Below are 22,873 nucleotides of genomic sequence, written 5' to 3' on the forward strand. Positions count from 1 at the left end.
TCATTCACTGACATGAAAGGAGCACGCCATGCGTGTTTTCGTTACCGGAGCAAGTGGCTGGATCGGGAGTGCCGCCGTCGATGAGTTGCTCGCGGCGGGTCACGAGGTGCTCGGCCTCGCCCGCAGCAACGCCTCCGCGGCTTCCCTCGAAGCGAAGGGCGCGGTCGTCCTCCGCGGTGATCTCGACGACCTCGCGTCGCTCCGTCGCGGAGCCGTGGAGTCCGAGGCGACGCTCCATCTCGCGAACAAGCACGACTGGTCGAACCCTGCGGAGTCGAACCGCGCTGAGCGCATGGCGGTCGAGACGCTTGCCGAAGCGCTGGTCGGGTCCGGGAAGACACTCGGCCTCGCTTCAGGGCTGTTCCGACCCGACGCGGACCGGCCGGTGCTCGAGACCGATCCGCACCCGGCCGTCGGGCCGGAGTCGATGCGCGGTGGAAGTGAGAACCTCGCGTTCGACTACCAGGATCGCGGGGTCCGGAGCATCGCTCTCCGCTTCGCACCGACCGTGCACGGCCACCACGACCACGGGTTCATCGCACAGATCGTCGCGGCCGCGCAGCGCACGGGTGTCTCCGGATACATCGGCGACGGCTCGAACTCTTGGGCCGCCGTGCACCGCAGCGATGCGGCCCGGCTCGTGCGACTCGCGCTCGAGCAGGCTCCTGCGGTAGCCCGAGTGCACGCCGTCGGAGAGGAAGGCGTGCAGGCGCGCCGGATCGCCGAGGCGATCGGTGAGGTGCTCGGCCTCCCGACGACGTCGATCGACCCGGATGACGCGGCGGGTCACTTCGGGTTCATCGGGCGCTTCTTCGGAGCCGAGATGACGGCGTCCAGCGCGGCGACCCGCGCCGCGTACGGATGGGATCCCACCGGCCCGACGCTGGTCGAGGACATCGCCGCCGGGGCGTACACGGCATGACGCCGCCTCCCCGTTGGAAGATGGCGGTCGTCACCTGGCTCGGTGTGTACCCGCTCATCACGTTGCTGCTGTTGGCGCTCGGGCCACTCGTCCTCGGCCTGCCGATCCCGGTGGTGACGCTCATCCTGTCGGTGACGCTCGTCTCGCTGCTCACCTTCGTCGTGATGCCGCTCCTCGTGCGCGCCTTCGGGCCGTGGCTGCGCGCGGGCGGGACCGGCGCCGATCGTCAGTAGTGGTCGCGCGCCTGCAGGATGACGATGTGGGTGTCGGTCACCAGGTACACGAGTCGGTTCGCGTCGTCGATCCGTCGGGACCAGGCTCCCGAGAGGATGTGCTTCAACAGCTCGGGCTTCCCGATGCCCACGAACGGATCCCGGAGGACGTCCTGGATGAGCAGATTGATCCGCTTGAGCGTCTTGCGGTCTTGGGTCTGCCAGGAGGTGTAATCCTCCCAGCCGCTGCGGTCGAAGGCCAGCTGCCGGGTCACGCGTCGAGCAGCTTGTGGGTCTCGAACTCGCCGTTCCGAGCGCGTTCGATCGAGGCGAGGAGGCGTTCGGCACCTTTGGCGTTGCGGAGCAGGTAGGCCGTCTCGACCATGGCGTCGTAGTCGTCCTTCGAGACGAGGACCGCGTTTCCGCGCTTCGAGACGACCTCGACCGGGACGTGGTCGTCGTTCACCTGCTGGATGAGACCGAACAGATTCTTGCGTGCGTCGGTCGCGGTGATCGCTGACATGAAGGGCCTCCTGGAGTGGTACAGAAAAGCGTACCACTCCAGTTCGCCGTTAGCCTCCTTGGGCTACCCCAGCGCCGGCTTGATGTCCTTGACGATCGACTCCAGGATGCGCGCGTTGAACTCGACGCCGAGCTGGTTCGGGACGGTGACGAGGACGGTGTCGGCGGCCTGCACGGCGGCGTCGGCCGCGAGCTCTGCGGCGATGACGTCGGGCTCGCCGATGAAGCTGCGGCCGAAGCGCGCGAGTCCGCCGTCGAGGTGTCCGACCTGGTCCTTCGAGTCTGCCTGGGCGCGCAGTCCGAAGTAGCGGCGCGTCTCATCATCGATGAGCGGCAGGATGCTGCGGCTCACGGAGACCCGCGGCTGCCACTCGTGACCGGCCTCTGACCAGGCGTCACGGAACATCTGGATCTGCTCCGCCTGCAGTTCGTCGAACGGCACCCCGGTGTCCTCGGTGAGGAGCGTCGACGACATGAGGTTCATGCCCTGCTCCGCAGTCCACACCGCCGTGGACCGCGAGCCGGCGCCCCACCAGATGCGCTCGCCGAGCTCCGGCGACTGCGGCTGGATCGCGAGCAGGCCGTTGGTCCCCGTCATCTGCGGGTTGGCACGCGCCACGCCCGCACCGGCGATGGCCGCGCGGAACACCTCGGTGTGCGAGCGGGCGATGTCCGCATCGGTCTCATCGTCGCCCGGAACGTAACCGAACGACTCCGACCCGCGGAGGGCTGTCTCGGGTGATCCCCGGCTCACGCCGAGCTGCAGTCGGCCGTCGCTGATGAGGTCGGTGGCCGCCGCCTCCTCGGCCATGTAGAGCGGGTTCTCGTACCGCATGTCGATGACACCGGTGCCGAGTTCGATCGTCGAGGTCTTCGCCGCCATCGCCGCCAGGAGCGGGAACGGCGACGCGAGCTGCCGGGCGAAGTGGTGCACGCGCACGTACGCGCCGTCGACGCCGACCTCCTCCGCCGCGACCGCGAGGTCGATGCTCTGCAGCAGTGCGTCACGCCCGGTGCGCACGCTGGAGCCCGGAACGTCTTGCCAGTGTCCGAAGGACAGGAACCCGATCTTCTTCACGGTTGATTCAACCGGCCCCAGTTCCCCCCTATTCCGCCCGCGAACTGTCGCCTGCGGCTAGTGCGAGGCCTGCACACTAGCCGGAAGTGACAGTTCGCGAGCAACGGTGTGGAGGCCGGAGCGGACGGGGAACGGTGGGTGGCCGGGGAGGTCGATCATCGCCGTCGTGCCGGTGGGGACCTCGATGTCGACGTGCAGCACGCCCGCCTCGATCCGCCAGGCGATCGAGGCCCGACCGTAGGGCGTCAGGTGCACGGCCGAGGCGTGGGTGAGCCCGCCGCCGGGTCGCGGTCGGAACAGGATCGAGCGGTAGCCGGGCGCGGCTGGAGCGATGCCGGCGACGACCCGGTGGAGCCAGTCGGCCACCGCTCCGAGCGCGTAGTGGTTGAACGAGGTCATCTGCCCCGGGTTCACGGTCCCGTCGGGCAGCATGCTGTCCCAGCGCTCCCAGATCGTGGTCGCCCCCTGTCCCACCGCGTACAGCCAGGACGGGCACTCCTCCTCGAGCAGGAGGTCGTAGGCGCGGTTGAGATGGCCGGACGTGGTCAGTGCGTCGCTCACGATCGGCGTCCCGACGAAGCCCGTCGCGATGCGGTTGCCGGCGGCGGCGACGAGGGCGCTCAGCCGCTCGCCGGCGCGGTCCACAGCCGCCGGGTCCGGTAGGAGCTCGAACGCGATCGCGAGCGAGTACGCGGTCTGGGCGTCACTCGTCATCAGCCCGTCCTCGCCGACGTACTCCGCGAGGAACGCCCGGCGGGTCGCCTCAGCGAGCTCGGCGTAGTGCTCAGCGTCGTCCACTCGGCCGAGCACGGCGGCGGTCTTCGCGAGGTGCGCCGTGGACCAGGCCGAGTAGGCGGTGGCGACGAGGTGGCGGTCGGTGAGCGACTCCGCCGGGCGATCCGGTGGTGCGGCCGGGTCGAGCCAGTCGCCCAGCTGGAACCCCTCGTTCCACAGGTGGTCAGGGCCGGAGAGCCGGTGGACGAGGTCGACCCACCGCTTCGCGCTGTCGTACTGGGCCGCCAGGACGCCGATGTCGCCGAAGCGCTCGTAGAGCACCCACGGGGTGAGGACGGCGACGTCGCCCCACACGGCGCCGGGTCGGTTCGGCGTCCACTGGCCGTCGTCGGGGATGAACGGGACGTACCAGGGCACGGTGCCGTCCTCGTGCTGCTCGACCGCGACGTCGCGCAACCAGGAGCCGAGCATGCCCGACACGTCGTACAGGAACGAGGCGGTGCGTGCGAAGACCTGCAGGTCGCCGGTCCAGCCCACGCGCTCGTCCCGCTGCGGGCAGTCGGTGGGGAGATCGACGAAGTTCCCACGCATGCTCCACAGCACGTTCTCGTGCAGGCGGTCCACCCGCTCGTCGGAGCTCTCGAACCAGCCCGTCCGCTCGAGGTCGGAGTGGTAGACCCGCGCCACGACGTCGCCGTTCGCGACCGCCACGTCGAGATCGCCCGGCCATCCGGTGATCTCCGCGTACCGGAAGCCGTGGATCGTGAACCGCGGCTCCCATTCCTCCGCGGGACCTCCGTCGGCCGGGGCCGGGCGGCCGGCAAGGGTGTAGCTGTCGGTCGCCTTCGCCTCGCGGAGTGGACGGGTGTAGATCTCGCCCTCCTGCATGACCTCCGCGGTCCGGATCACGACCGTCTCGCCCGCCGGACCGGTGACCCGGATCCGCAGTCGACCGACGAGGTTCTGGCCGAGGTCGAGGATGCGCCTGCCGCTCGGGCTCGTGAGGACCGCGATCGGCGCGACCTCTTGCGTCGCGCGCACCGGGGGTCCCTGCGGCGCGACGAAGGTGGCGGGGTCGCGTGTGCCGATCCGTACGCCGGCCCACCCACTGTCGTCGAAGCCGGGCTCCGACCATCCGGGGAGCTCCTCGCGGGCGTCGTAGTGCTCACCGTCGTAGTTGCCGGAGCTGATGATGGGGCCGAACGAGGCGCGCCAGTGCTCGTCGGTCACGATGGTCTCGACGCGACCGTCCTCATAGCGGAGTTCGAGCTGGGCGATGAGCGACAGGTCCGAGCCGAACAGGTTGCGGAAGCCACCGCGCCACCCCAAGCGGCCCCGGTACCAGCCGTCGCCCATCCAGGAGCCGATCGCGTTGTCGCCGGGGTGCAGGAGCTCGGTGACATCGTGCGTCGCCGTGCGCAGCCGGCTCGCGTAGCTGGTCCAGCCCGGCGCGAGCGCCTCGTCCCCGACGCGACGACCGTTGATCTCCGCCTCGTAGACGCCGTGCGCCGTGAGGTACAACCGCGCCGACACGAGGTCGGCACCGACGGTGAAGTCCCGCCGCAGCAGCGGTGGCCGACGCGTGTCGCTCTCCGGCTCCTCATCCCAGTCGGCTGCGACCGGCACCGCGACCCAGTCGCCCGGTGCGAGCAGGCCGGCCTCGACCGTCGCCACTGGGCTCCAGTCGGCCGCCTCGACCGCCCGGCCAGGGCCGCTGTCGGTGCCCCACACCCGCACGCGCACCGATGCCACCTCACGCGAGCGGAGCGGAGCGGCGGGCCAGGCGACGAGGACGGATTCACCGGTGGCGACCCGGCCCGTGGTCGTGATCCGTCCGTCGCGGGTGATCTCGATCTCGGCGGCGTGCTGCTCCCAGCCGGCGGGCGCCAGATTCGTCCAGCTCAGCCTCGGGGTGGCGTCGCCGATCCCTCGGGCCTCGCGGAGGTGCTCGAATCTGGGGGCGCTCGTGGTCACCATCGTGGCTGCTGGTCCTTTCGTCAGGCAGGGCGCGTCGCAGCTCGCTCGGCGATCAACTCTGACACGTTTCAAAACCCGATGCTACAGCGTTGGTATGCAAGAAAGCGAGGATGGTGCGACACTTCTTGACACGTTTCAAAACCTGGACCAGGATGGAGGCGCTGGCGGGGTCGAAGCGGATCCGCCAGGTGGGGCGCGCCGATACGCGGCCGTCCTGCGCTCACGACGACGACGATGGAGAGCGACGATGACAGCACCCGAAGCAGGGGTCCGACCGACCGTCGCCCTCGTCGGCACCCTCGATACGAAGGGTGCCGAGTACCGGTGGGTCGCTGAGCGTCTCGGCGAACTGGGCGCGGACGTCGTGGTCGTCGACGCCGGAACGCGTGAGCCCCACGAGTACGACGCTGCCGTGGACCACCCGAACCACGAGGTGGCGGCCACTGCCGGGACCGATCTCGAGACGCTCCTCGCCGCGGAGGACCGTGGCGCCGCCGCGAGTGCGATGGCCGAGGGTGCCGCGACCGTGATCGGCCGGCTGCACGCCTCCGGGCGGGTCGACGCCGTCCTCGCCCTCGGCGGCAGCGGCGGGTCGGCCATCGCCGCCCGGGTCTTCCGCCAACTGCCGATCGGGGCCCCGAAGCTCCTCGTGTCGACGATGGCGTCCGGGGACGTCGCGCCGTACGTCGGCGCGAACGACGTGACGCTCATGTACAGCGTGGTCGACATCGCCGGGATCAACCAGATCTCCCGTGCCGTCCTCGGGAACGCGGTGGCGGCCATCGCCGGCATGGCGGCGGCTGCGCAGGCGCGCGGTCCGGCCTCGTCCGCCGAACGGACGGACCGCCCGCTCGTCGGGGCGTCGATGTTCGGGGTCACGACGCCCGCGGTCGACGTGGCTCGCGAGCGCCTCGACGAACTCGGCTACGAGGTCCTCGTCTTCCACGCCACCGGCTCGGGTGGGCAGGCGCTGGAGTCACTCGCCCGCAGCGGCATGCTCGCGGGGGTCCTCGACCTCACCACCACCGAACTCGCCGACGACCTCGTCGGCGGCGTGCTGACGGCGGGCCCCGACCGACTCACCGCGGCCGGCGCGGCAGGCGTCCCGCAGCTCGTCAGCCTCGGTGCGCTCGACATGGTGAACTTCGGCCCTCGCGACACCGTGCCGGAGCGGTTCTCCGATCGCGACTTCTTCGTCCACAACGCGACGGTGACGCTCATGCGCACCACGGTCGACGAGAACCGCGAACTGGGCGAGCGGATCGGGGCGAAGCTCGCAGGAGCCGAGGCCCCCACCGTCCTGCTGATCCCGCGCGGCGGTGTCTCGGCGCTCGACGCCGAGGGCTTGCCCTTCCGCGACCCGGCGGCCGACGCGGCGCTCGTCGATGCGGTGCTCGCGGGTGTGGCGGGCAGTGCGGTCACCGTCGTCGACCGTCCGGAACACCTCAACGATCCGGTGTTCGCGAGGATCGCAGCCGACACCCTGCACGCCCTGATCGAGCGGAACAGCAGCGGCCAGCACAGCACAACGGAAGAGGACTGACCATGGACAGGACCATCGCACTTGAACGTCTCCGTGCCACCGTCGCGCGCGGTGAGGCCGTCATCGGCGCCGGGGCGGGCACCGGCATCTCGGCGAAGTCCGCGGAGGCGGGCGGTGTCGACCTCATCATCATCTACAACTCCGGCCGGTATCGGATGGCCGGTCGCGGCTCACTGTCGGGGCTGCTCGCCTACGGGGACGCCAACCAGGTCGTCGTGGAGATGAGCCGGGAGGTGCTGCCGATCGTCCGCGACACCCCGGTGCTCGCCGGCGTGAACGGGACGGACCCGTTCCGGATCATGGAGCGCTTCCTCGATGAACTCAAGACGATGGGGTTCACCGGCGTGCAGAACTTCCCGACCGTCGGGCTCTTCGACGGTGTCTTCCGCCAGAACCTCGAGGAGACGGGCATGGGCTACGACCTCGAGGTCGACATGATCCGCCTCGCCGCCGAGCGCGACCTCCTCACGGCGCCGTACGTCTTCGACGTCCAGTCGACGGTCGCGATGACCGAGGCGGGTGCCGACGTCCTCGTCCCGCACATGGGCCTCACGACCGCCGGCACGATCGGCGCGACCACGGCGCTCTCGCTGGAGGAGTCGGCGCACCGGGTGCAGGAGATGCGGGACGCGGCCGTCGCGATCAACCCTGACGTCATTGTGCTGTGCCACGGCGGTCCGATCGCCGAGCCCGATGACGCCGCCTACATCCTCGCCAACACGACGGGTGTCTCCGGGTTCTTCGGCGCATCATCCGTCGAGCGTCTCCCGACCGAGCGCGCCATCAAGCGCCAGATCGAGGACTTCAAGGCGATCCAGACCCGCTGATCGCCCGCACCGCCCGCACCGCCCACCGCACGACCACTCGATGAGGAGCCTCACATGACCGAACACGCCATCACCCCTGCCACCGCCGGCCGTCGCCCCGACGAGGTCCCCACCCGGGTTTTCGACTGGGGCACCATCAAGTGGCTCGTCACCCCGCATCTCGACGAGGGCGCCGGGCTCACGGTCGGCGAGGTCATCGTCTACCCCGGGCAGGGCCACGCACCCCACCAGCACCCGGGCGAGGAGGAGGTCATCACGGTGATCTCCGGTGAGGGGGTCCAGACGGTCGGCGACGGTCCGGCGTTCCCGATCCGCGAGGGCGACGCCGTGTACATCCCGAAGGACACCGTGCACTCCACCTACAACACGACGTGGCGCCCGCTGCGGCTGTCGGTCGTGTACACGCCGGGTGGCGCGGAGACGGGGCTCGACGGCCTGCCCGACGCGCGCATCCTCGACGCCGGAACGGCCCCGAGCTGGAAGCAGGACCGCTGATGCCGGTGATCGAACCGGGCTCCTGGGTGCATCCGGGTTCGAAGCCGGACTGGAGCGAGATCGGCACGATCGGGCGCTTCGCGGTGTCGGTCGACGGTGGACGGTTCGACCGGCACCACCACGACGACCACGAGATCTGGTTCATCACGGAGGGCAAGGGGAAGGTGCTCGTCGACGGTGGTGAGCGCTACGTGCAGTCGGGCGACATCGTGCTGACGCAGGCCGGCGACACCCACGACATCGTCGAGGTGTACGAGACGATCCGCGGCTTCTTCACGGAGACGGGACTCCCGGCCGGTGGGCGCGTCGGTCATCTGCATGCGAACGACGACGACGCCGCCGGGCACGTGGTGACCGCGCTCCCGCTGCCTGCTGACTTCCCGGCCCGAGCCTAGGATCGTCGGTATGCGCATCGCCGTCACCGGGAGTTCGGGCAAGCTCGGTTCCGCCACCGTCGAACGACTGCGGCGGGACGGCCACGACGTGCACGGGCTCGATGTCGCGGGCACGGCCGGGCCGGGGTTCACCCGCGTGGACCTGGCCGATTACGGGCAGACGATCGACAGCATGCTCGGGGTGACGGCGAGGTTCGCAGGTCTCGACGCGGTGGTGCACCTGGCCGCGATCCCGGTGAACGGGCTCGTGCCGGATGCGGCGACGTTCCACAACAACCTGACCGTGTCGTTCAACGTGCTGCACGCGGCGCTGCGGGCTGGGATCCGGACGATCGTGACGGCGTCGAGCATCACGGCCATGGGATTCCCGTTCGAGGAGGCGCCCGAGTTCCTGCCGATCGACGAGACCGTCAGTCGCGCGAACAACACCTATGCGCTCGGGAAGGTCGCCGAGGAGGCGATGGCCGCACAGTTGGTGCGGTGGGCCGACGGGACGTCGATCACCGCGTTGCGGTTCACGAACGTCGTGGCGCCGGGGGAGTACGGCACGTTCGCGCGGGCGTCGGAGCCCGGGTACCGGCGCGACCTCCTGTTCAGCTACGTCGACGTACGTGACGGTGCGCAGGCGGTCGCGCTGGCGCTGGCGCGGGCGGAGCCCGGCTTCGAGGTCTACGACGTGTGCGCCTCCGACAACGGGACGACCGTGCCGTCGGCTGAGCTCGCATTGACGCACTTCCCCGGCGTCCCGCTGCGGGCGGGGCTCGGCGAGTTCGAGACGCTCATGTCCATCGACAAGGCCCGCGCGCGCCTCGGTTTCGAGCCCGAGCACTCCTGGCGGGACGAGTTCGAGCGCGAGCGGTCGACGCGGGGCTGACCGGCCGCCTCGAATTCGGTGCGGGTAGGGTGAGCGAGCGGCGGTCCGGGGGTGGACCGCCGCGTTGGGGGAAGTATGACCGGGTCATCGACCGAGCCGCCGACGGAAGAAACCGCGCCGGGTGCGGTCGTGCCCTTGGCTGATGGGTTCTTCCACGAGCGGGAGTATCCGAGGACTCCGTTCAGGCAGGCTGCTCGCCGGTTCGCAACCACGCTCGCGATGCTCGTGGCCGGTGTCGCCGCGGTGATCGCGGTGATCGGGTTCGGTATCGGATCATTCCAGGGCACCTACCCGACTCTCGACGGGCAGGTCAAGACGTGCGGTTACGCCTCCGTCGAGTCCGAATGCCAGGTCGAGTTGCGATCGTCGGTCGAGACGGTGTTCGGCGTCGACCTCGATGACGACGTACTCGTCAGTGAGTTGCGGAGATCAGGCATCCTGTCCATCACCTATACCGCCAGGCTCGAGTTCACCTCCTCCGCCGAGGTGCCGACGGCCGCGACCGCCGTGACGGCCTCCGCGGGCTTGATGGGCAAGCTCGAGCAGGATGGAGCGATCGCTGTGAACCCGATCCGCTTCGGGAAGGGACAGGCTGCGCGTGGCGACATGGCGGACGGTACCGTTGTCGTCTACCTCAGGACAATCGTCTGAACACCGCACGGCGTTCGTTCGATCATCCGGTCTCGGCGAAGGCCGGTCTTGTTTCGTGTTGACGTCCGTCAGGTGTCGTCCAATGGAGTGTGCCGCCAGGGCGATGCTCGACCTCCCACCCGGGTAGGTGTTTGAGTCGATGGTGATGACGGCAGAGGGTGGCCAGATTGTCGATACTCGTGGTGCCACCGTGCTCCCACGCCGTGGTGTGGTCGAGGTCGCAGTTGCGCGCCTGCCGGCCGCGTCCCGGTGCCCGACACGTGACGTCGCGCAGGCGCACCGCGCGCTGGAGATCGGCCGGCACCCGGTACTGCTCGCGGCCGACGGAGAGGACGGCGCCGCTCTCTGGTTGGGTGAGCACTCTCGTCATGGACGGGGCTGCGACCGCGAGCCGGGCGGCGGTTTCGGGGTCGATCGGCCCGTAGCCGTCGAGGGTGCTCGGTTCATCGGTGACGCCGAGTAGCGAGAGGACGGGCACGCCGAGCTGGACGGAAGGGCGGATGTGCGCCTCGACGTCGACGGGGCACTCGATGAGCGCGGACTGCTGAGCCGACCTGGCGGCCCAGTCGCTCGGGGCACCCGCACCCCCGAGCCAGACCACTTCCCCGCCCGACTCCGGGTCTGCGGGGATCGGCTCACCGTCGGTGCTGACGGTGCCTGCCACGGCGAGCGAGGCCAACGCGTCGGCGCGAAGCTGCGCGAGCGTGCGGTCGTCGCCCGCGGCGCGAGCCGGCACGGCAACACCGTCGAGCCGCGACATGATCGCGTACGCGATGGGTGCGGTCGTCATGAGGTTCAGCCAGGCCATGCCGTCTGCGGCGGGCTCGATCGTCACTCGGCGGTCGGCTCGGGAACGGCGCGCTCGCACCGTGATCGACTCGGGGTGCAACCGTTCGCGCAGCACCCGGGCGCGTCGCTTGAGGAGCGCCGGCGTGGTCCGCTCGGCGACCGGGAGCACCTGCTGGAGGAACCTCTCGCGCCCGCCGGCCGGGACGTCGCGCAGCTGGTCGGTCACGGCCCTGGCATGTCCGGCGCTGATCGTGCCGCGTTCCAGCGCTTCGAGCACCGACGGCGCCTGGTGGACGAGGGTCTCCGCCTCACCCATGCGGTATTGCAGCGTCGGCTCGGACATACGCGTCGCCATGGCGAGCGATGCGCAGATCGAACGCCGTGCGAGGTCGCGTCCCTCCGACTCGGACATGCGCGACGACATCACTGCGGAGGTGGTCGCGTCAGCGTACGCCACTGCCTCCGCGAGGAGTCGGGCTTCCTCGGCGTCGAGCGCGGCTCGTCGCCGGGCGAGCTCGGTGGTGATCATGCCTCCAGTCCATCATGGACCACTGACATTCGAGATGGTCAGTACGAGTTTCCGCGACCGTGGACCGGGGCCGCGTCCGCGGGAGGGTCGCCGACCTCCTTCACCGTGTGGCCGCTGCAGCCCGCCGACGTCACGCTGGCTCGCTCGATACGCGCCACGGTGAACCACCGCATCGCATCGCGCATTCGGCACCATCCGACGAGGTACCACTGACCGTTCGTCGAGGCGAACAGCACGGGCTCGACGTCGCGCGTGGTCGTGCTCCCGGCCCGCGAGGTGTACCGGATGCGGACGACCCGTTGCTCGGCCATCGCCGCTTCGAGCGCCGATCGGACGACGCGCGAAGCGGTCGGGGGCGCATCGACCCAGATCCGACCGGCCAGTGCGTCGGCTCGTGCCCGGGTCCTGGGGTCGAGGACGTCCAGGATCTTCTGCACTCCGGCGGCCGCCAGGTCCGCGTAGGGGGCGTCGGGTGCCGCGGACACCGCCGACATGAGCGCCACCGCCTGCACCGGGGACAGGCTGACCGGGGGTAGCGTCGCCCCGACGGCCAAGCCGTATCCGCCACCTGGTCCGGGGCGTGACCAGATGGGCGCCCCGCTCCGCTCGAGCGCCTGCAGGTCTCGCTTGACGGTGCGCACCGAGACGCCGAAGTCCCTCGCCAACCGCTCGGCGGAGGTTCCTCGCGATCCACCCCGACGCAGTGTCTCGGACAGGGCGTTGTCGGAATCACGAACAGATGACACTAGGTGTCACGTAAAGAGCGAATTGTGGAGGAAGTCGACGGGGCTTGGCCCCCGGACCCTGGGGGCTGTCCACATCCGTTTCGGGCAGAGGCCCGCTGCAGATCTGTTGCGCGTAGACGGTGAAGGCCTCGCGCACTTCAGAAGCATCGCGCGACCGCGGCTGTCCATCTTGACCGTTGGCCATTCACACGGGAAACGGCCGGAGAAGCGGTGACAGCAACCTCGGTCGCTAAGCGCCAAGCGCGTAGCTCGGTGAGACTGCGGGTCCGCCTACATGCCCGCGCGGTAAAACCATTCCCTATCGAGTTCTCTTTGATTGAGCGCCGCGGCTCGAACCCTAGAGGGGTGCGCGATCGAGATCAGAATCTTCCGCAATGGAGTTTCCCCCACGAGTAGCGGGCTGTCTCTACAGCGGTACATGGATCTAGCCACGCCCAATGAGGCGCTAATGATGAGAAGAATCGGGATAGTAAACGGTGCATCGATCCTTGCGGCAAAGTATAGGAACCCAAATGCAAGGTTGATGATGATGAACCCATACGTCGAGATGCGGTCATCGACATCGACCATGACCCCTAACCCAAGTGCAAGTGCGGCAGTGCCGAGATAGATTGCAGCATCACTACTGAGAAAGTCGTTCACATTGTTGCCAATCGTTGTAAGGAAGTGACTCTACGCCGCGTGATGCGCGGGCGATTAGCATCGCACGTGCAGCAGGGCCCCGGGCAGCGGTGCAACCACAAGGTGCAGGCATCCCTTCGGGTTTTGCCGATTCGCGGTTGACGCCTGGACGTTGAGGTAGCCTGCCCATGCGCCGCATGCGATGGAGATCCGGCCCTTCGCGAACTTCATAAGTGCAGCACACATACTGAGTGCTCCGGAGTAACTTGTTGCGGTAGAGACCTCCGAGCGAGATAACGTGACTCCATACGCTGCGTTACGCCACCCCCATGTTGGGTCAGCGACGATCGGATAAACCGCTCCAGCTTTCGGTTCAACAATCTGCACCAACGCGCCATCGCGTTCCTCATAGTGAGTAGGGACTGCGAGACCTATTCCGTCCACTGCCCAAGCCGCCTCCACTGGAACCAGCAGGCCGTCCTGCCCAGTGCCGAGGAATGCTGCATTGCCTTCTGTGTCAACGACTGCCTGAAAGCCATTCATGGCATATGTGTACTCGTGGGCGGCACCCGCATTCGGGATGATTGTCTGCACGCGAGTGTCGCCCCCCTCGAGCGTTTGCACGGCGAGCGATGTTCCATCCTCGTCAACTCCGTTGAAAATTGAACTTAAAAAGACGACAGTGCCGTTGTCTGATACCGATGCGGTCGAGACGGACGGCTCGCTTGGAAGGCGGATCTCTGCTGCGACGGTTGCCTCGCCGATGGAGATGTTCACAACGACGGGTTCGCTCGCATCTAGCGGGATGGATGCTGACGTAACGCCTGAGGTAGTTTCGAACGCGTCGGAAGTTTCGTTTCCCTGAACTGGGGTAGCGCCATCCGGAGCGGCTTCCGCGATCTGCTGAGCTATTGCCTCAATCGCTTCATTGGCGGGACCTCCCGCCGCACGTGCCGAACTGGCGGGCGCACCGAAGATCAGCATCGACACGATTGCTCCAACGATGAGTGATGAGCTGAGCTCTCATTGGCCCACGCCAACCGTATTTTCCATCATCTGCTCCCATGTGAGTCCTGGCCGCACGGCGTGCAAGGCCGTACGACGGCGTGTAAGCCAGCCATCTGACGACCAATCAATTTGTCGACGTGCTGCTTCGCTTTTCGTGAAGCGGCAGCGCCGCAACACACTGACAATATCATCTGGTACTTTAGCTGCAAAGCCTCCTTAAGGAGGACATGCTTAATGGTCACCACTCGCGACTCGGCGTTTTCGTCGCCGTCCTAGCAGCAGGTTCTACTGTCGCCATGCGTGTGCGACGTTTGCCGTGGGCTGGTGTTGTGCGTCTATTCGGCGCTGGGGTCGGTCATCTGGTCGGCCTGCCGTGTCGGCGCGGCAGTAACGCTTCAAGGCGCGTTGATGTGCATGGCGGCCACTTCCACGACTTCGCAGGCGCGATTCGACATCCCTGATCGGGGCGTTACCGCGGCCGTCGCCACCACCTCTGCAGCGTCGGCTTCGCACAGTGATCTCACCACGATCATCAAGTCGATGTCGGACCTGATGACCTTGGCCTCAGCAAAGCCATCGGGTCCGATCAGCATGAAGCATCTGCACGCCGAGTCCATCTCCCGCACTCCGACGAGCACGTCAACCGAGACGTATGGGTCTCGTTTCATACCCAAGGTTCCACGAGGCGCGGCCGTAAGAGCCGGCTGTTCCCGCGGCAGACTTTCGTTTCACTAGCCAGGATCCTTCGTTCACGGCCGCCATCGAGACCTGCCCCCCTGCGCACGAAGAGTCGAGCGGCGTGCAACGTGTTCTTCGGCCTCGAGTATCACCCACCCGCATTCCTGGACATGCGCGTGCTGCAGCTCGCTATCGCCACAGAAACCCTCTATGAGGGTCTTCGAGGTTCAGTCATCGAGGTCCCTGACTCAGAATTCAAAGCACTCAAGGGAGCATTGCTCGCGGCCACTACAGGTGAGCGACATTGCGCTTGAGTGAAGGCGAAGCTACGCAACGCGCCAAGCTTCCGCGAACGCCTCCTCGCCCTCGCCTCCATCCCTGCATCCGGGACCGTGACGGCATTCACCGAAGACCGCGAGGACTGGGCACGACGGTTGGTGAAAGTCCGCAATGGGCTGGCGCATGCTGGGAACGCGCGAGGTGAACGCAACCTATTCGCGTTGATGCTCGTCACGACGGCGATCCTTGACACCGTCTTTCTGGCCGAGCTCGGGGTGCCGGCCTAGGTCGTTGACCGAGCCATGACGCGGGGCTTCCATCTACCACCCATCAGCTGACCACCTGCTCCGAGCGCAGCTCATGCGTTCAGGTCAATGTCCGATGAGTCGCTCGGAGCCCCCGAGGCTGTCTGAAATATCGACACCGGTAGGCACCAACGAGTAGCCTCCTGTCCTGGCACATGAACTGTGCTGAGATGGAAGAATACATGTTTGTCGAGTGGAAGCGAATGAGGATTTTTGCAGCTGCAAAAGGGGTGGGTGAGAGCGTGATCAGGGGAAGCATGAGGCCCACTTCAATCGGTGCTGGTATCGCCTGCGCGGCGGTAGCGCTGTCGGTGTTCCTTGCGTCGCCGGCAATGGCGTCCACGACGGAGAGCGCGTCTCTGAATGCGGGCACGGTCGGGAGCATGAGCGCGCAGATGCGGGCGGGGGAGCTCGCGGCCGGTCACGTAACCGCCGAGGGCAACGAGGCGGATCCAACGTCACTACTCATGGGACCATGTCATTACATGCACGGCTCGCGATGCGTCTCCTGGGTGACCGACTACTACAGCTGCAAGAACATCTTCCTGATCACCAAGGACGTTCGACTGCGCGCCGCGTGCACCTTGTTCGTCACGCACGGCATCGTTACGGTCTGGCCATGATGAGAGCCCGCTCGCGTAGCAGCTCACTCGCGGCGCGAGTGGGCCCCCTCATCGCCGCGGTGAGTTCAGTGGTCCTCCTGTCCGCCTGCACAGCTCCGCTGCGCTCGTCGTTCTGTACCGACTACCAGCGGTCGTGGGACGACTTCACCAACGTGCGAGACAGTGGCACTGCTACGCCACACGAGCTACTCGAGGCCGGGCAGGACCTCCGCGATCGCTGGGACGAACTCATCACCACGTCTGACGCGCCGGAGGACGTAACCGGCATGCTGGGTATTTCGATCAGCACCTTCACCTCCGCGTGGAATGCAGTGTCATCTGCCGAGCGAGGACCCTACGAACGCTCGCTGCAGAACGAGCGTGACTACGTCGCACTGCGATGCTCCGAGGTCGATGCTGACATCAAGTTCTCCGGAGACGTCGCCCCCATTGAGACACCGAGGCTCAACTGATTGCTTCAAGGCGTCACCGATCCACTCGACCGCAAGTCGGGCAAGCCGCCGTACTTGTCAGCAGGGGCGAAGCAACGCTCCTCTCAGCTCGATTCCGACCGTTTAGTGGAGAGCGCCATGGCGTCCTGGCAAACAGAGTTCAAGCTCGCCGTCCGTCGTGGGCCCTTCGCCTGCCTGTACTGGAGCGTCGTGGCGGGCTGCCTCCTTGTGGTCGCGGGATCGTTCTGGGCTTTCCAACAGGTCCGATCGATTTCGGGGCCGGTGGTCTTTGGGGTCATTCTGCTCGTGGTGGCCCTTCGCTGCCGGATCGCGGTGAGGCGTAGCAGGCGCTCGTTCCGCATGAGTGCGGCTCAAGAGGACGAGACCTGATCCGGGCGTGCGGGGCCTCTCTGGGTGCGTAGCGCATTCCGACCGCCATGAGCGCCTCAGCTGATGCGGCTGAGCTCTCCAAACGCGTTATCGACCGATCCGCGCCCGCCCCCATAGGAGACCTTGTGCGCAGCATCCCTGATAGGTCCGCCCTCGAACATCAGCGGTTACTGGGCTACACCGATCCTCGGTAGACCCTCGCTGCGTGCGTTTCACCCCCCCCCCCGCCCTGCGGATTCGCGCACGCGTCCACAACCTGAACGCCCCGGTTCGGAAACCGGGGCGTTCAGGGTGTGGACAATCTCAGCCGAGCGATGGAGCGACATCGAACGGGTTCCCGCGATCGATGAGCCGTCCAAGATCGAGCGAGATCGAGATGATCGTACGAACGCTGCTGAGCGAAACGCCGCTCATAGCGCTGCGAACAACGCGCCCAACAACGCTGAGATTACGCACAAGATTGTGCGCTCGCGTACCGGGTGTCGTAACATTGACGATGAAGCGACGCTTGTTTCTCGAATCTGACGTGGACATAGTTTCCATTCTCTTCGTGACTGGTGTAGGAGCCAGTCGAGTGATCGTTTGATGAAGTAGGCCAGGCCCTCGGTCGAATCGAAAAAATCCGTCCGGGGGCTTTGCCGTGCCTCCAGCTTACCGGCCCGACCCGACGCCACTCGGGAAGAGGAAATGACATCAGAGTCAATTCCCTTCCACGCCAATCGCGCACGGAGATATATGACCGCTGATCGGGTAATTTGCGCGCTTAATGGGCTGTTCGTGGGGCCGCGCCCATCTCGCGCCGGCGCCCGATATTGCCTCAACACGTAAGTTATCCACAGGCAACTACTGCTCGCGTTCCCAGCTAATTCCTATGTTTGCAGGACCGACCGGCTTCACGGAGTTCGTCTCCAGGGCCCTGCGCGGACTCAATCTGGGACTGTTTCGCTCCGCGGCGTCGAGCATCGCGATGTGCGCCGAAGCATCGAGCGCTCAGCTGATGAGCTCGGATCGAGGCAGTTGCCGTGTTCTCATCCCGAGCCATAGAGTGCGTGCCGCTGGGCGAGTGTATCGGGGCGCGTGAAGCTGCCGTGCTGCTCCAAGCACAACGGACGAACCCGCAACGCTGCCCTGATTTCTGAGTCTGATTGGTTCGAAGCGCTGCAGTGTCCATGCTCGATGTCGCGAGCGGATGATTCCTCAGGGGACTGCCTGTGGCGCGCTAGTTACGACCTCGGCCTGTCAACGGCTGCTGCTGCGTGACGCAGTGGATGCCCCCGCCTCCGCTCGCGAGCGCATCGATGGGCAGCATCAGCACGACCCGATCGGGGTGCAGCGAGGACAACACCGACTGCGCGTATTCGTCTGCAGCGGCGTCGCCGAATCGTGGTGCGATGATGGCGCCATTGCAGGTGTAGTAATTGATGTAGCTGGCTGCGTAGTCTGCGGGGAGGTCAGCGTTCAACGAAGGCTCGGGGAGGATCTCCAGTCGAAGGTCGCGTCCGGCAGCATCGGTGGCGGTGTGAAGGATCTCGACATGCTGTTCGGTGACGGCCGCGTCGAAGGACGCGGGGTCTTCGGTCGAGTGCGCCAACACGACCCCGGGCTGAGCAAAGCGCGCGTAGAAGTCCACGTGCCCGTCGGTGATGTCGTAGCCGGCGATACCAGGGAGCCAGATCACTTTCTGCACGCCGAGGATCACGCGCAGTTCGTCTTCGACGTCGCCTTTGCTCCAACCAGGATTGCGGTTGTCGTTCAGCACGCAGCTCTCGGTGATGAGCGCCGTGCCCTGTCCATCGACTTCGATACCGCCACCTTCCATTACGAGCTGCGAGCGGACGTGTTCGATGCTCGAGTGGTTCGACATCGTCTTCGCCAGGTGGGCATCGTGAGCGTGTTGTTGCTTGTTCCCCCAGCCGTTGAAGTTGAAATCCACCGCGGCGAGGGAGCCACTGTGCTGCCGAACGAAGGTTGCGCCGGTGTCGCGGGCCCAGACGTCATCGATATCGGTAATGAGAAGGTCTACTGATGGGTCGAGCAATCGCTTGGCCGCAGCTTCGTCGCATGGTCGTAGGAGCACTGTCACGGGCTCGAACTGAGCGATGGTGTTGGCGATCGTCGCGAGCTCGCTGCGGACGGCCTCGAGCGCTACCCCCGGCCAAATGGTCGCCGACGGGCCGAACGCCATCCACGTCCGTTCATGCTCGGCGCCTTCTTCCGGCATCAGGAGCGAATGGTGCGGTTGAGTGACTGACATGGTTCACGTCCTCCGATAGGGATGTGGGTTTCTGGTCAGGATGAGGGTCATGATCGTGCCGGATGCTGGATGAAGGCGAGGATGACACCGAAAGTGATCATCGCGACCCCTGATGCCCTTTGGAGCCAGTGCACTCGTCCGCCGGCCAGCGTCAAAGTGAGGCGGCCGAGCGTCGCGTAGAAGATGATTGCGACCATCTCCAAGGCGAGGAACACTGCCCCGATGACGAGGTAGCTGGTGACATAGTGACGTTGGTCAATGAAGTGCGGGAAGAACGCTGCGAAGACGAGGATGGCTTTGGGATTGCTGAGCGCTGCGAGGCACTCGACGCGGAGCGCCTGTGGGAGCGTCACCGTCCCGAGAGTGGCGACGGGGGCGCTGGTCCGGCGGCTGAACAGCAAGCGGACGCCGAGATAGATCAGATAGCCCGCCCCCAACACCTTGAGCACGTTGAACGCGAACGCGGACGTTTGCAGGAGCAACCCGAGGCCAAGCGCACTGGCGGCGATCATCGGAATGAAAGCCGCGATCCTCGCAAGACCAGCGCAGAAAGCGAAGCCGATGCTTCGCTGGGCACCATAGGTGATTGAGAGGAGGTTGCTCGGTCCGAGCGCCAAGTTCAACGCCAAACAAGCCGGAACGAAGGCCAGAAGATCTACCGCCACCGTCCTCCTTTCCTCGCGTCATATACGGATTGGTTTCGCGTTCGGGATACACCAAACGGGCATGAGGCCGATCGGTGTCGACAGGAACAGTCCGTGAGGGCCGTGCCGTCAGTTCACTGGTTGGCGGACGAAGCGGCGAGAGCGGCTATCGCCCCAATATCAGGCAGGGGCGACGAACATAAGGGCCAGGGCACCCCAGCCGAGTAGCGAGATGAGAACGAGGAGCGTGAGGGCGGCTCCAATGAACACTCCCGCGCGAGCGAGCGCGTTGGGCCGACCCGCTGCTTCCGAGCGACTCTTGACGAGCAAGCTCACAATCAGTCCGGCGATCGGCACGAGAACCGCCAGGACGATGCAAGCGATGCCAACCGTCTTGTCGGTGGCGCCGTCATCCTGTGATGTTCTGCTGGAGAGGGACTGAGTCATGGTTCCTACCTATCCGGTGATCGCGAGACTCGGTGAGGAGCCTCGGTCGGTGTACTTGGGAAGCGATTTCGCCGACGAGCCGTACGGCGGCTCGTCGATCACACGACTTTAATATTAGAAGCTGAGTGTTCAAGGTACCACCATTAGGTCTTGTATGCTAGATTGATTTCGTTGCTTGGGCCGATTGTGGCGCGCGAGTGAGCCGCTCTGCAATCGGCGCGTCCTCATCAGAAGGAGCACTCAACTGGCTGATGTGCCCAGGGCGGGTTCGGGTCGTCCTGGGCACATCAGCTGCACGCCTGTGAGCCCGTCGGACCCGACCCGATACGGCGCGAGCTGCGCAAAACCCGCTGGTGGCGGGCCTTCCCGAGGCCCCCACTGACTCCTCGTTTGCCATAGGCGTGTACCCACGTGGCTCATTCCCGCTCTGCGGGGCGCCGCATCTCCATCTCCCTTGCCGTACGCGTCGTTTTCGTCGCAGTGTGCAGCAGAGGATTCGCTTTCTGGCGTCAAGTTCGTTGGCGCCATCACCAGAAGGACAACCCCATGCGAACAGACGCTGCAGTTCAGGGCGCCGACCAGGCTCCTGCCTCGCGCAACGCTCCATCCGCGAAGACGTGGCCATCGCTGCTCTTCGCGCTGATCATCGCCCTGCCGGTGGCGAGCGGAACAGCCGCCGCTGCCGCCGAATCGACATCAGGTCCAGTTGAGCCCGCGCAGGGCGGCACCGAAGGCGGTACTGCCGTCGTCGTACAGACTCCGCCGTCTCTAGAGTTTTCATCGATCGTCGCTGCGGAAAATTTCTCGGTGGCCTTGGATTCAGAAGGAGATGCGTGGGCCTGGGGTAATCACCCCGGTGAAGTCTTCGGCGACGGAACCTACAAAACCCACCGTGCCCCTGCTCGCGTACCCATGCCCTCGGGCGTGTCGTTCACGTCGGTGGCCGCTGGACCAAGTCACGTCATCGCTCTCGACACCGATGGCGACGCGTGGACTTGGGGGCACGCATACCGCGGGGCAAGCGACCCTGACAACAACAACCGACCGACTCCAACACGGGTGCAGATGCCGAGCGGAGTGACGTTCATCGCCGTAGATGCGGCGTATGCGAAGTCCGCAGCGCTCGCCTCGGATGGCAGCGTGTGGGCTTGGGGTGACAACAATGCCGGCCAGATCGGAGATGGCACGACAGCGGATCGGTCGGTTCCGACTCGGGCACAGATGCCCGACGGAGTGACCTTCACGGAGGTCGCAGTTGGGGCGTCTGGCACGGTCGCCCTGGCCTCAGACGGCAGCCTCTGGGCCTGGGGGTACAACGTCGACAACATGTTCGGGGAACACATCTACAGTGTGTCCACCCCGACGCGACTTCAGACTCCGGCAGGGGTGACATTCACCGCAGTGGACCGCGGCGCGGCCCACTCGGTTGCGTTGACTGCGGATGGCAGCGTCTGGACTTGGGGAATCAACTCCGACGGACAGCTCGGTGACGGAACAACCAATAGCCGGAGCGCTCCAACTGCTGTGACAATGCCGCCGGGCCGGACATTCACCGCAATCAGCGCTGGCTCGGGAGCGAGCATGGCGCTCTCCTCAGATGGCAGCGCCTGGGCCTGGGGGGAAAACCGCTGGGGAAGCCTCGGAGACGGTACCGAAACTGATCGATTGACACCGGTGCAGGTCCAGGTTCCATCCGGCGTCACCTTCACCGCAGTCGATGTCGAAGGTGCTCACTCAGTAGCCGTCGCATCAGACGGCAGCGGCTGGGGGTGGGGCGCGAACGGCGAAGGCAGACTCGGCATTGGTGAGTCCGGCGGCTTCCGCACCGTGCCCGTGCGGACGGACCCAGTCATCGAGGTGAGGTTCGGCGACGAGGCGGCCCCCTCGCAGGAACTCCGGCCCGCTATCGATGGCCGGTCCCTCACCGCAGTCACTCCACCCAACGTCGCAGGGCCTGTGGATGTTGAAGTCGTGCGTGGGTCTGGGACCGCCACGTTGCCCGTCGCGTATACGTACACCGCGACAACGGACCCCGTCCGACCGGAACCGACTGCCATCGACCTCACTCCCAACACCGGGCCCGAGCTCGGAGGAACGACAGTCACGATCACCGGGACCGACCTCGCCAACGCCGACAGCGTGTCCTTCGGCGACGCAGCAGGCAACGACATCACTCCCACCACCGACGGAACATCCCTCACCGTCCGCACCCCTACCCACCCGGCAGGCCCGGTCGACGTGACCATCACCACCCCACACGGCACCGCCACAATGCCCGGTGCATACACGTTCACCGCCACACCAGATCCCGTCCAACCCGAACCGTCAGCAACCGGCATCACCCCGCCAACAGGACCAGAGCTCGGTGGCACGACCGTCACGATCACGGGAACCAACCTCGCCAACGCCAGCAGCGTGTCCTTCGGCGACGCAGCAGGCAACGACATCACTCCCACCACCGACGGAACATCCCTCACCGTCCGCACCCCTACCCACCCGGCAGGCCCGGTCGACGTGACCATCACCACCCCACACGGCACCGCCACAATGCCCGATGCGTACACCTTCACCGCCACACCAGATCCCGTCCAACCCGAACCCGTCGTTCCAGAGCCCATCGCTCCAGAGCCGGTCATCCCCGAATCAGTCACTCCAGGGACGGCCACACCGACCCGGATCACGCCGGGAGGTGACCCAGTGAGCGCACCGTCATCAAGGCTTGTCGCCGCGGGCGCGAGTCCCTCGCCCGCTCTGGCTGTTGCAAGTGGGCTGCTGATATTGGGCCTGGCGCTGACGGCGACTTCACTGAGAGGCCGATGGATGCAGCGATCGTGCGACAACGATCCGGTCTGAGACGGCGGCGTGTCGTCGCCGACGTCGAACGATCATCGTCGGCCG

General features: G+C 66.3%; 25 protein-coding genes. 12 read left to right on the forward strand and 13 right to left on the reverse strand.

The genetic code is table 11. The annotated features are described in order from the left end of the window. Positions 1-28 precede the first annotated feature (28 nt). Complete coding sequence (locus tag ACZZZB_RS11930; protein WP_463529758.1) at positions 29-922, forward strand: SDR family oxidoreductase; 894 nt, start codon at positions 29-31, stop codon at positions 920-922. Beyond that, positions 919-1,155 carry a hypothetical protein gene (locus tag ACZZZB_RS11935; protein WP_463529759.1) on the forward strand — a complete coding sequence of 79 codons (237 nt, stop codon included), beginning with the start codon at positions 919-921 and terminating at the stop codon, positions 1,153-1,155. The genes ACZZZB_RS11930 and ACZZZB_RS11935 overlap by 4 nt, the downstream gene beginning before the upstream one ends. Here ACZZZB_RS11935 and ACZZZB_RS11940 read toward each other — a convergent pair. The 4 genes from ACZZZB_RS11940 to ACZZZB_RS11955 form a co-directional block, all read right to left on the reverse strand. After that, entirely contained in the window at positions 1,149-1,409 is a 261-nt protein-coding gene (locus tag ACZZZB_RS11940; protein WP_463529760.1) for a Txe/YoeB family addiction module toxin, read from the reverse strand. The two genes, ACZZZB_RS11935 and ACZZZB_RS11940, sit on opposite strands and share 7 nt — an antisense overlap. Then, positions 1,406-1,657 carry a type II toxin-antitoxin system Phd/YefM family antitoxin gene (locus tag ACZZZB_RS11945; RefSeq protein ID WP_086475247.1) on the reverse strand — a complete coding sequence of 84 codons (252 nt, stop codon included), beginning with the start codon at positions 1,655-1,657 and terminating at the stop codon, positions 1,406-1,408. Before ACZZZB_RS11945 ends, ACZZZB_RS11940 begins: the two co-directional genes overlap by 4 nt. A gap of 63 nt (positions 1,658-1,720) precedes the next feature. Beyond that, complete coding sequence (locus tag ACZZZB_RS11950) at positions 1,721-2,734, reverse strand: LLM class flavin-dependent oxidoreductase (protein ID WP_137244175.1); 1,014 nt, start codon at positions 2,732-2,734, stop codon at positions 1,721-1,723. 57 nt (positions 2,735-2,791) lie between these two features. Next, the gene (locus ACZZZB_RS11955; protein WP_463529761.1) at positions 2,792-5,446 is read right to left on the reverse strand and encodes a family 78 glycoside hydrolase catalytic domain; all 2,655 of its coding nucleotides are present in this window, start codon (positions 5,444-5,446) and stop codon (positions 2,792-2,794) included. A gap of 247 nt (positions 5,447-5,693) precedes the next feature. Here ACZZZB_RS11955 and ACZZZB_RS11960 point away from each other — a divergent pair, with 247 nt between their 5' ends. From ACZZZB_RS11960 to ACZZZB_RS11985, 6 genes are all read left to right on the forward strand, one after another. Then, a complete protein-coding gene (locus ACZZZB_RS11960) occupies positions 5,694-6,989 on the forward strand; it encodes a Tm-1-like ATP-binding domain-containing protein (RefSeq protein ID WP_463529762.1) in 1,296 nt (431 codons plus the stop codon). Between the two features lie 2 nt (positions 6,990-6,991). Then, a complete protein-coding gene (locus ACZZZB_RS11965) occupies positions 6,992-7,816 on the forward strand; it encodes a phosphoenolpyruvate hydrolase family protein (RefSeq protein ID WP_463529763.1) in 825 nt (274 codons plus the stop codon). A gap of 54 nt (positions 7,817-7,870) precedes the next feature. Beyond that, the gene (locus ACZZZB_RS11970; RefSeq protein WP_138945501.1) at positions 7,871-8,311 is read left to right on the forward strand and encodes a cupin domain-containing protein; all 441 of its coding nucleotides are present in this window, start codon (positions 7,871-7,873) and stop codon (positions 8,309-8,311) included. Next, the gene (locus tag ACZZZB_RS11975) at positions 8,311-8,706 is read left to right on the forward strand and encodes an AraC family ligand binding domain-containing protein (protein WP_137244167.1); all 396 of its coding nucleotides are present in this window, start codon (positions 8,311-8,313) and stop codon (positions 8,704-8,706) included. The genes ACZZZB_RS11970 and ACZZZB_RS11975 overlap by 1 nt, the downstream gene beginning before the upstream one ends. Positions 8,707-8,716: 10 nt before the next feature. Continuing rightward, positions 8,717-9,580, forward strand: coding sequence for an NAD-dependent epimerase/dehydratase family protein (locus ACZZZB_RS11980; protein WP_463529764.1), 864 nt, complete (start codon positions 8,717-8,719; stop codon positions 9,578-9,580). 135 nt (positions 9,581-9,715) lie between these two features. After that, on the forward strand, positions 9,716-10,231 hold the full coding sequence (locus ACZZZB_RS11985) for a hypothetical protein (protein ID WP_213014223.1): 516 nt from the start codon (positions 9,716-9,718) through the stop codon (positions 10,229-10,231). Between the two features lie 22 nt (positions 10,232-10,253). Here the strand turns inward: ACZZZB_RS11985 and ACZZZB_RS11990 are convergent, their stop codons facing one another. From ACZZZB_RS11990 to ACZZZB_RS12010, 5 genes are all read right to left on the reverse strand, one after another. After that, positions 10,254-11,549: an HNH endonuclease signature motif containing protein gene (locus ACZZZB_RS11990; protein WP_229939453.1), complete on the reverse strand. Its 1,296-nt coding sequence runs from the start codon at positions 11,547-11,549 to the stop codon at positions 10,254-10,256. Between the two features lie 38 nt (positions 11,550-11,587). Beyond that, positions 11,588-12,295: a helix-turn-helix transcriptional regulator gene (locus ACZZZB_RS11995; protein WP_463529765.1), complete on the reverse strand. Its 708-nt coding sequence runs from the start codon at positions 12,293-12,295 to the stop codon at positions 11,588-11,590. A gap of 270 nt (positions 12,296-12,565) precedes the next feature. Continuing rightward, entirely contained in the window at positions 12,566-12,937 is a 372-nt protein-coding gene (locus ACZZZB_RS12000; protein WP_463529766.1) for a hypothetical protein, read from the reverse strand. A 54-nt stretch (positions 12,938-12,991) separates the two neighbouring features. Next, a complete protein-coding gene (locus tag ACZZZB_RS12005) occupies positions 12,992-13,906 on the reverse strand; it encodes a hypothetical protein (RefSeq protein WP_463529767.1) in 915 nt (304 codons plus the stop codon). Between the two features lie 413 nt (positions 13,907-14,319). Beyond that, positions 14,320-14,517, reverse strand: a complete 198-nt coding sequence (locus ACZZZB_RS12010; RefSeq protein ID WP_463529768.1) for a hypothetical protein — start codon at positions 14,515-14,517, stop codon at positions 14,320-14,322. A 399-nt stretch (positions 14,518-14,916) separates the two neighbouring features. On the opposite strand from ACZZZB_RS12010, the gene ACZZZB_RS12015 reads away from it, so the two are divergent. From ACZZZB_RS12015 to ACZZZB_RS12025, 3 genes are all read left to right on the forward strand, one after another. Beyond that, positions 14,917-15,168, forward strand: a complete 252-nt coding sequence (locus ACZZZB_RS12015; RefSeq protein ID WP_463529769.1) for a HEPN domain-containing protein — start codon at positions 14,917-14,919, stop codon at positions 15,166-15,168. 188 nt (positions 15,169-15,356) lie between these two features. Then, positions 15,357-15,809 (forward strand): hypothetical protein, encoded by a 453-nt coding sequence (locus tag ACZZZB_RS12020; protein WP_463529770.1) that lies wholly within the window; start codon positions 15,357-15,359, stop codon positions 15,807-15,809. After that, complete coding sequence (locus tag ACZZZB_RS12025; protein WP_463529771.1) at positions 15,806-16,261, forward strand: hypothetical protein; 456 nt, start codon at positions 15,806-15,808, stop codon at positions 16,259-16,261. Before ACZZZB_RS12020 ends, ACZZZB_RS12025 begins: the two co-directional genes overlap by 4 nt. Positions 16,262-16,933: 672 nt before the next feature. Here ACZZZB_RS12025 and ACZZZB_RS12030 read toward each other — a convergent pair. From ACZZZB_RS12030 to ACZZZB_RS12045, 4 genes are all read right to left on the reverse strand, one after another. Continuing rightward, positions 16,934-17,164, reverse strand: coding sequence for a hypothetical protein (locus ACZZZB_RS12030; RefSeq protein ID WP_463529772.1), 231 nt, complete (start codon positions 17,162-17,164; stop codon positions 16,934-16,936). Positions 17,165-17,849: 685 nt separating this feature from the next. Next, entirely contained in the window at positions 17,850-18,884 is a 1,035-nt protein-coding gene (locus ACZZZB_RS12035; protein WP_463529773.1) for an agmatine deiminase family protein, read from the reverse strand. Between the two features lie 47 nt (positions 18,885-18,931). Further along, entirely contained in the window at positions 18,932-19,549 is a 618-nt protein-coding gene (locus tag ACZZZB_RS12040) for a LysE family translocator (RefSeq protein WP_463529774.1), read from the reverse strand. 159 nt (positions 19,550-19,708) lie between these two features. Beyond that, positions 19,709-19,975 carry a hypothetical protein gene (locus ACZZZB_RS12045; protein WP_463529775.1) on the reverse strand — a complete coding sequence of 89 codons (267 nt, stop codon included), beginning with the start codon at positions 19,973-19,975 and terminating at the stop codon, positions 19,709-19,711. 546 nt (positions 19,976-20,521) lie between these two features. Here ACZZZB_RS12045 and ACZZZB_RS12050 point away from each other — a divergent pair. Further along, positions 20,522-22,828: an RCC1 domain-containing protein gene (locus ACZZZB_RS12050; protein ID WP_463529776.1), complete on the forward strand. Its 2,307-nt coding sequence runs from the start codon at positions 20,522-20,524 to the stop codon at positions 22,826-22,828. The last annotated feature ends 45 nt before the right edge of the window (positions 22,829-22,873 follow it).

The organism is Plantibacter sp. AC185, from assembly GCF_979258065.1.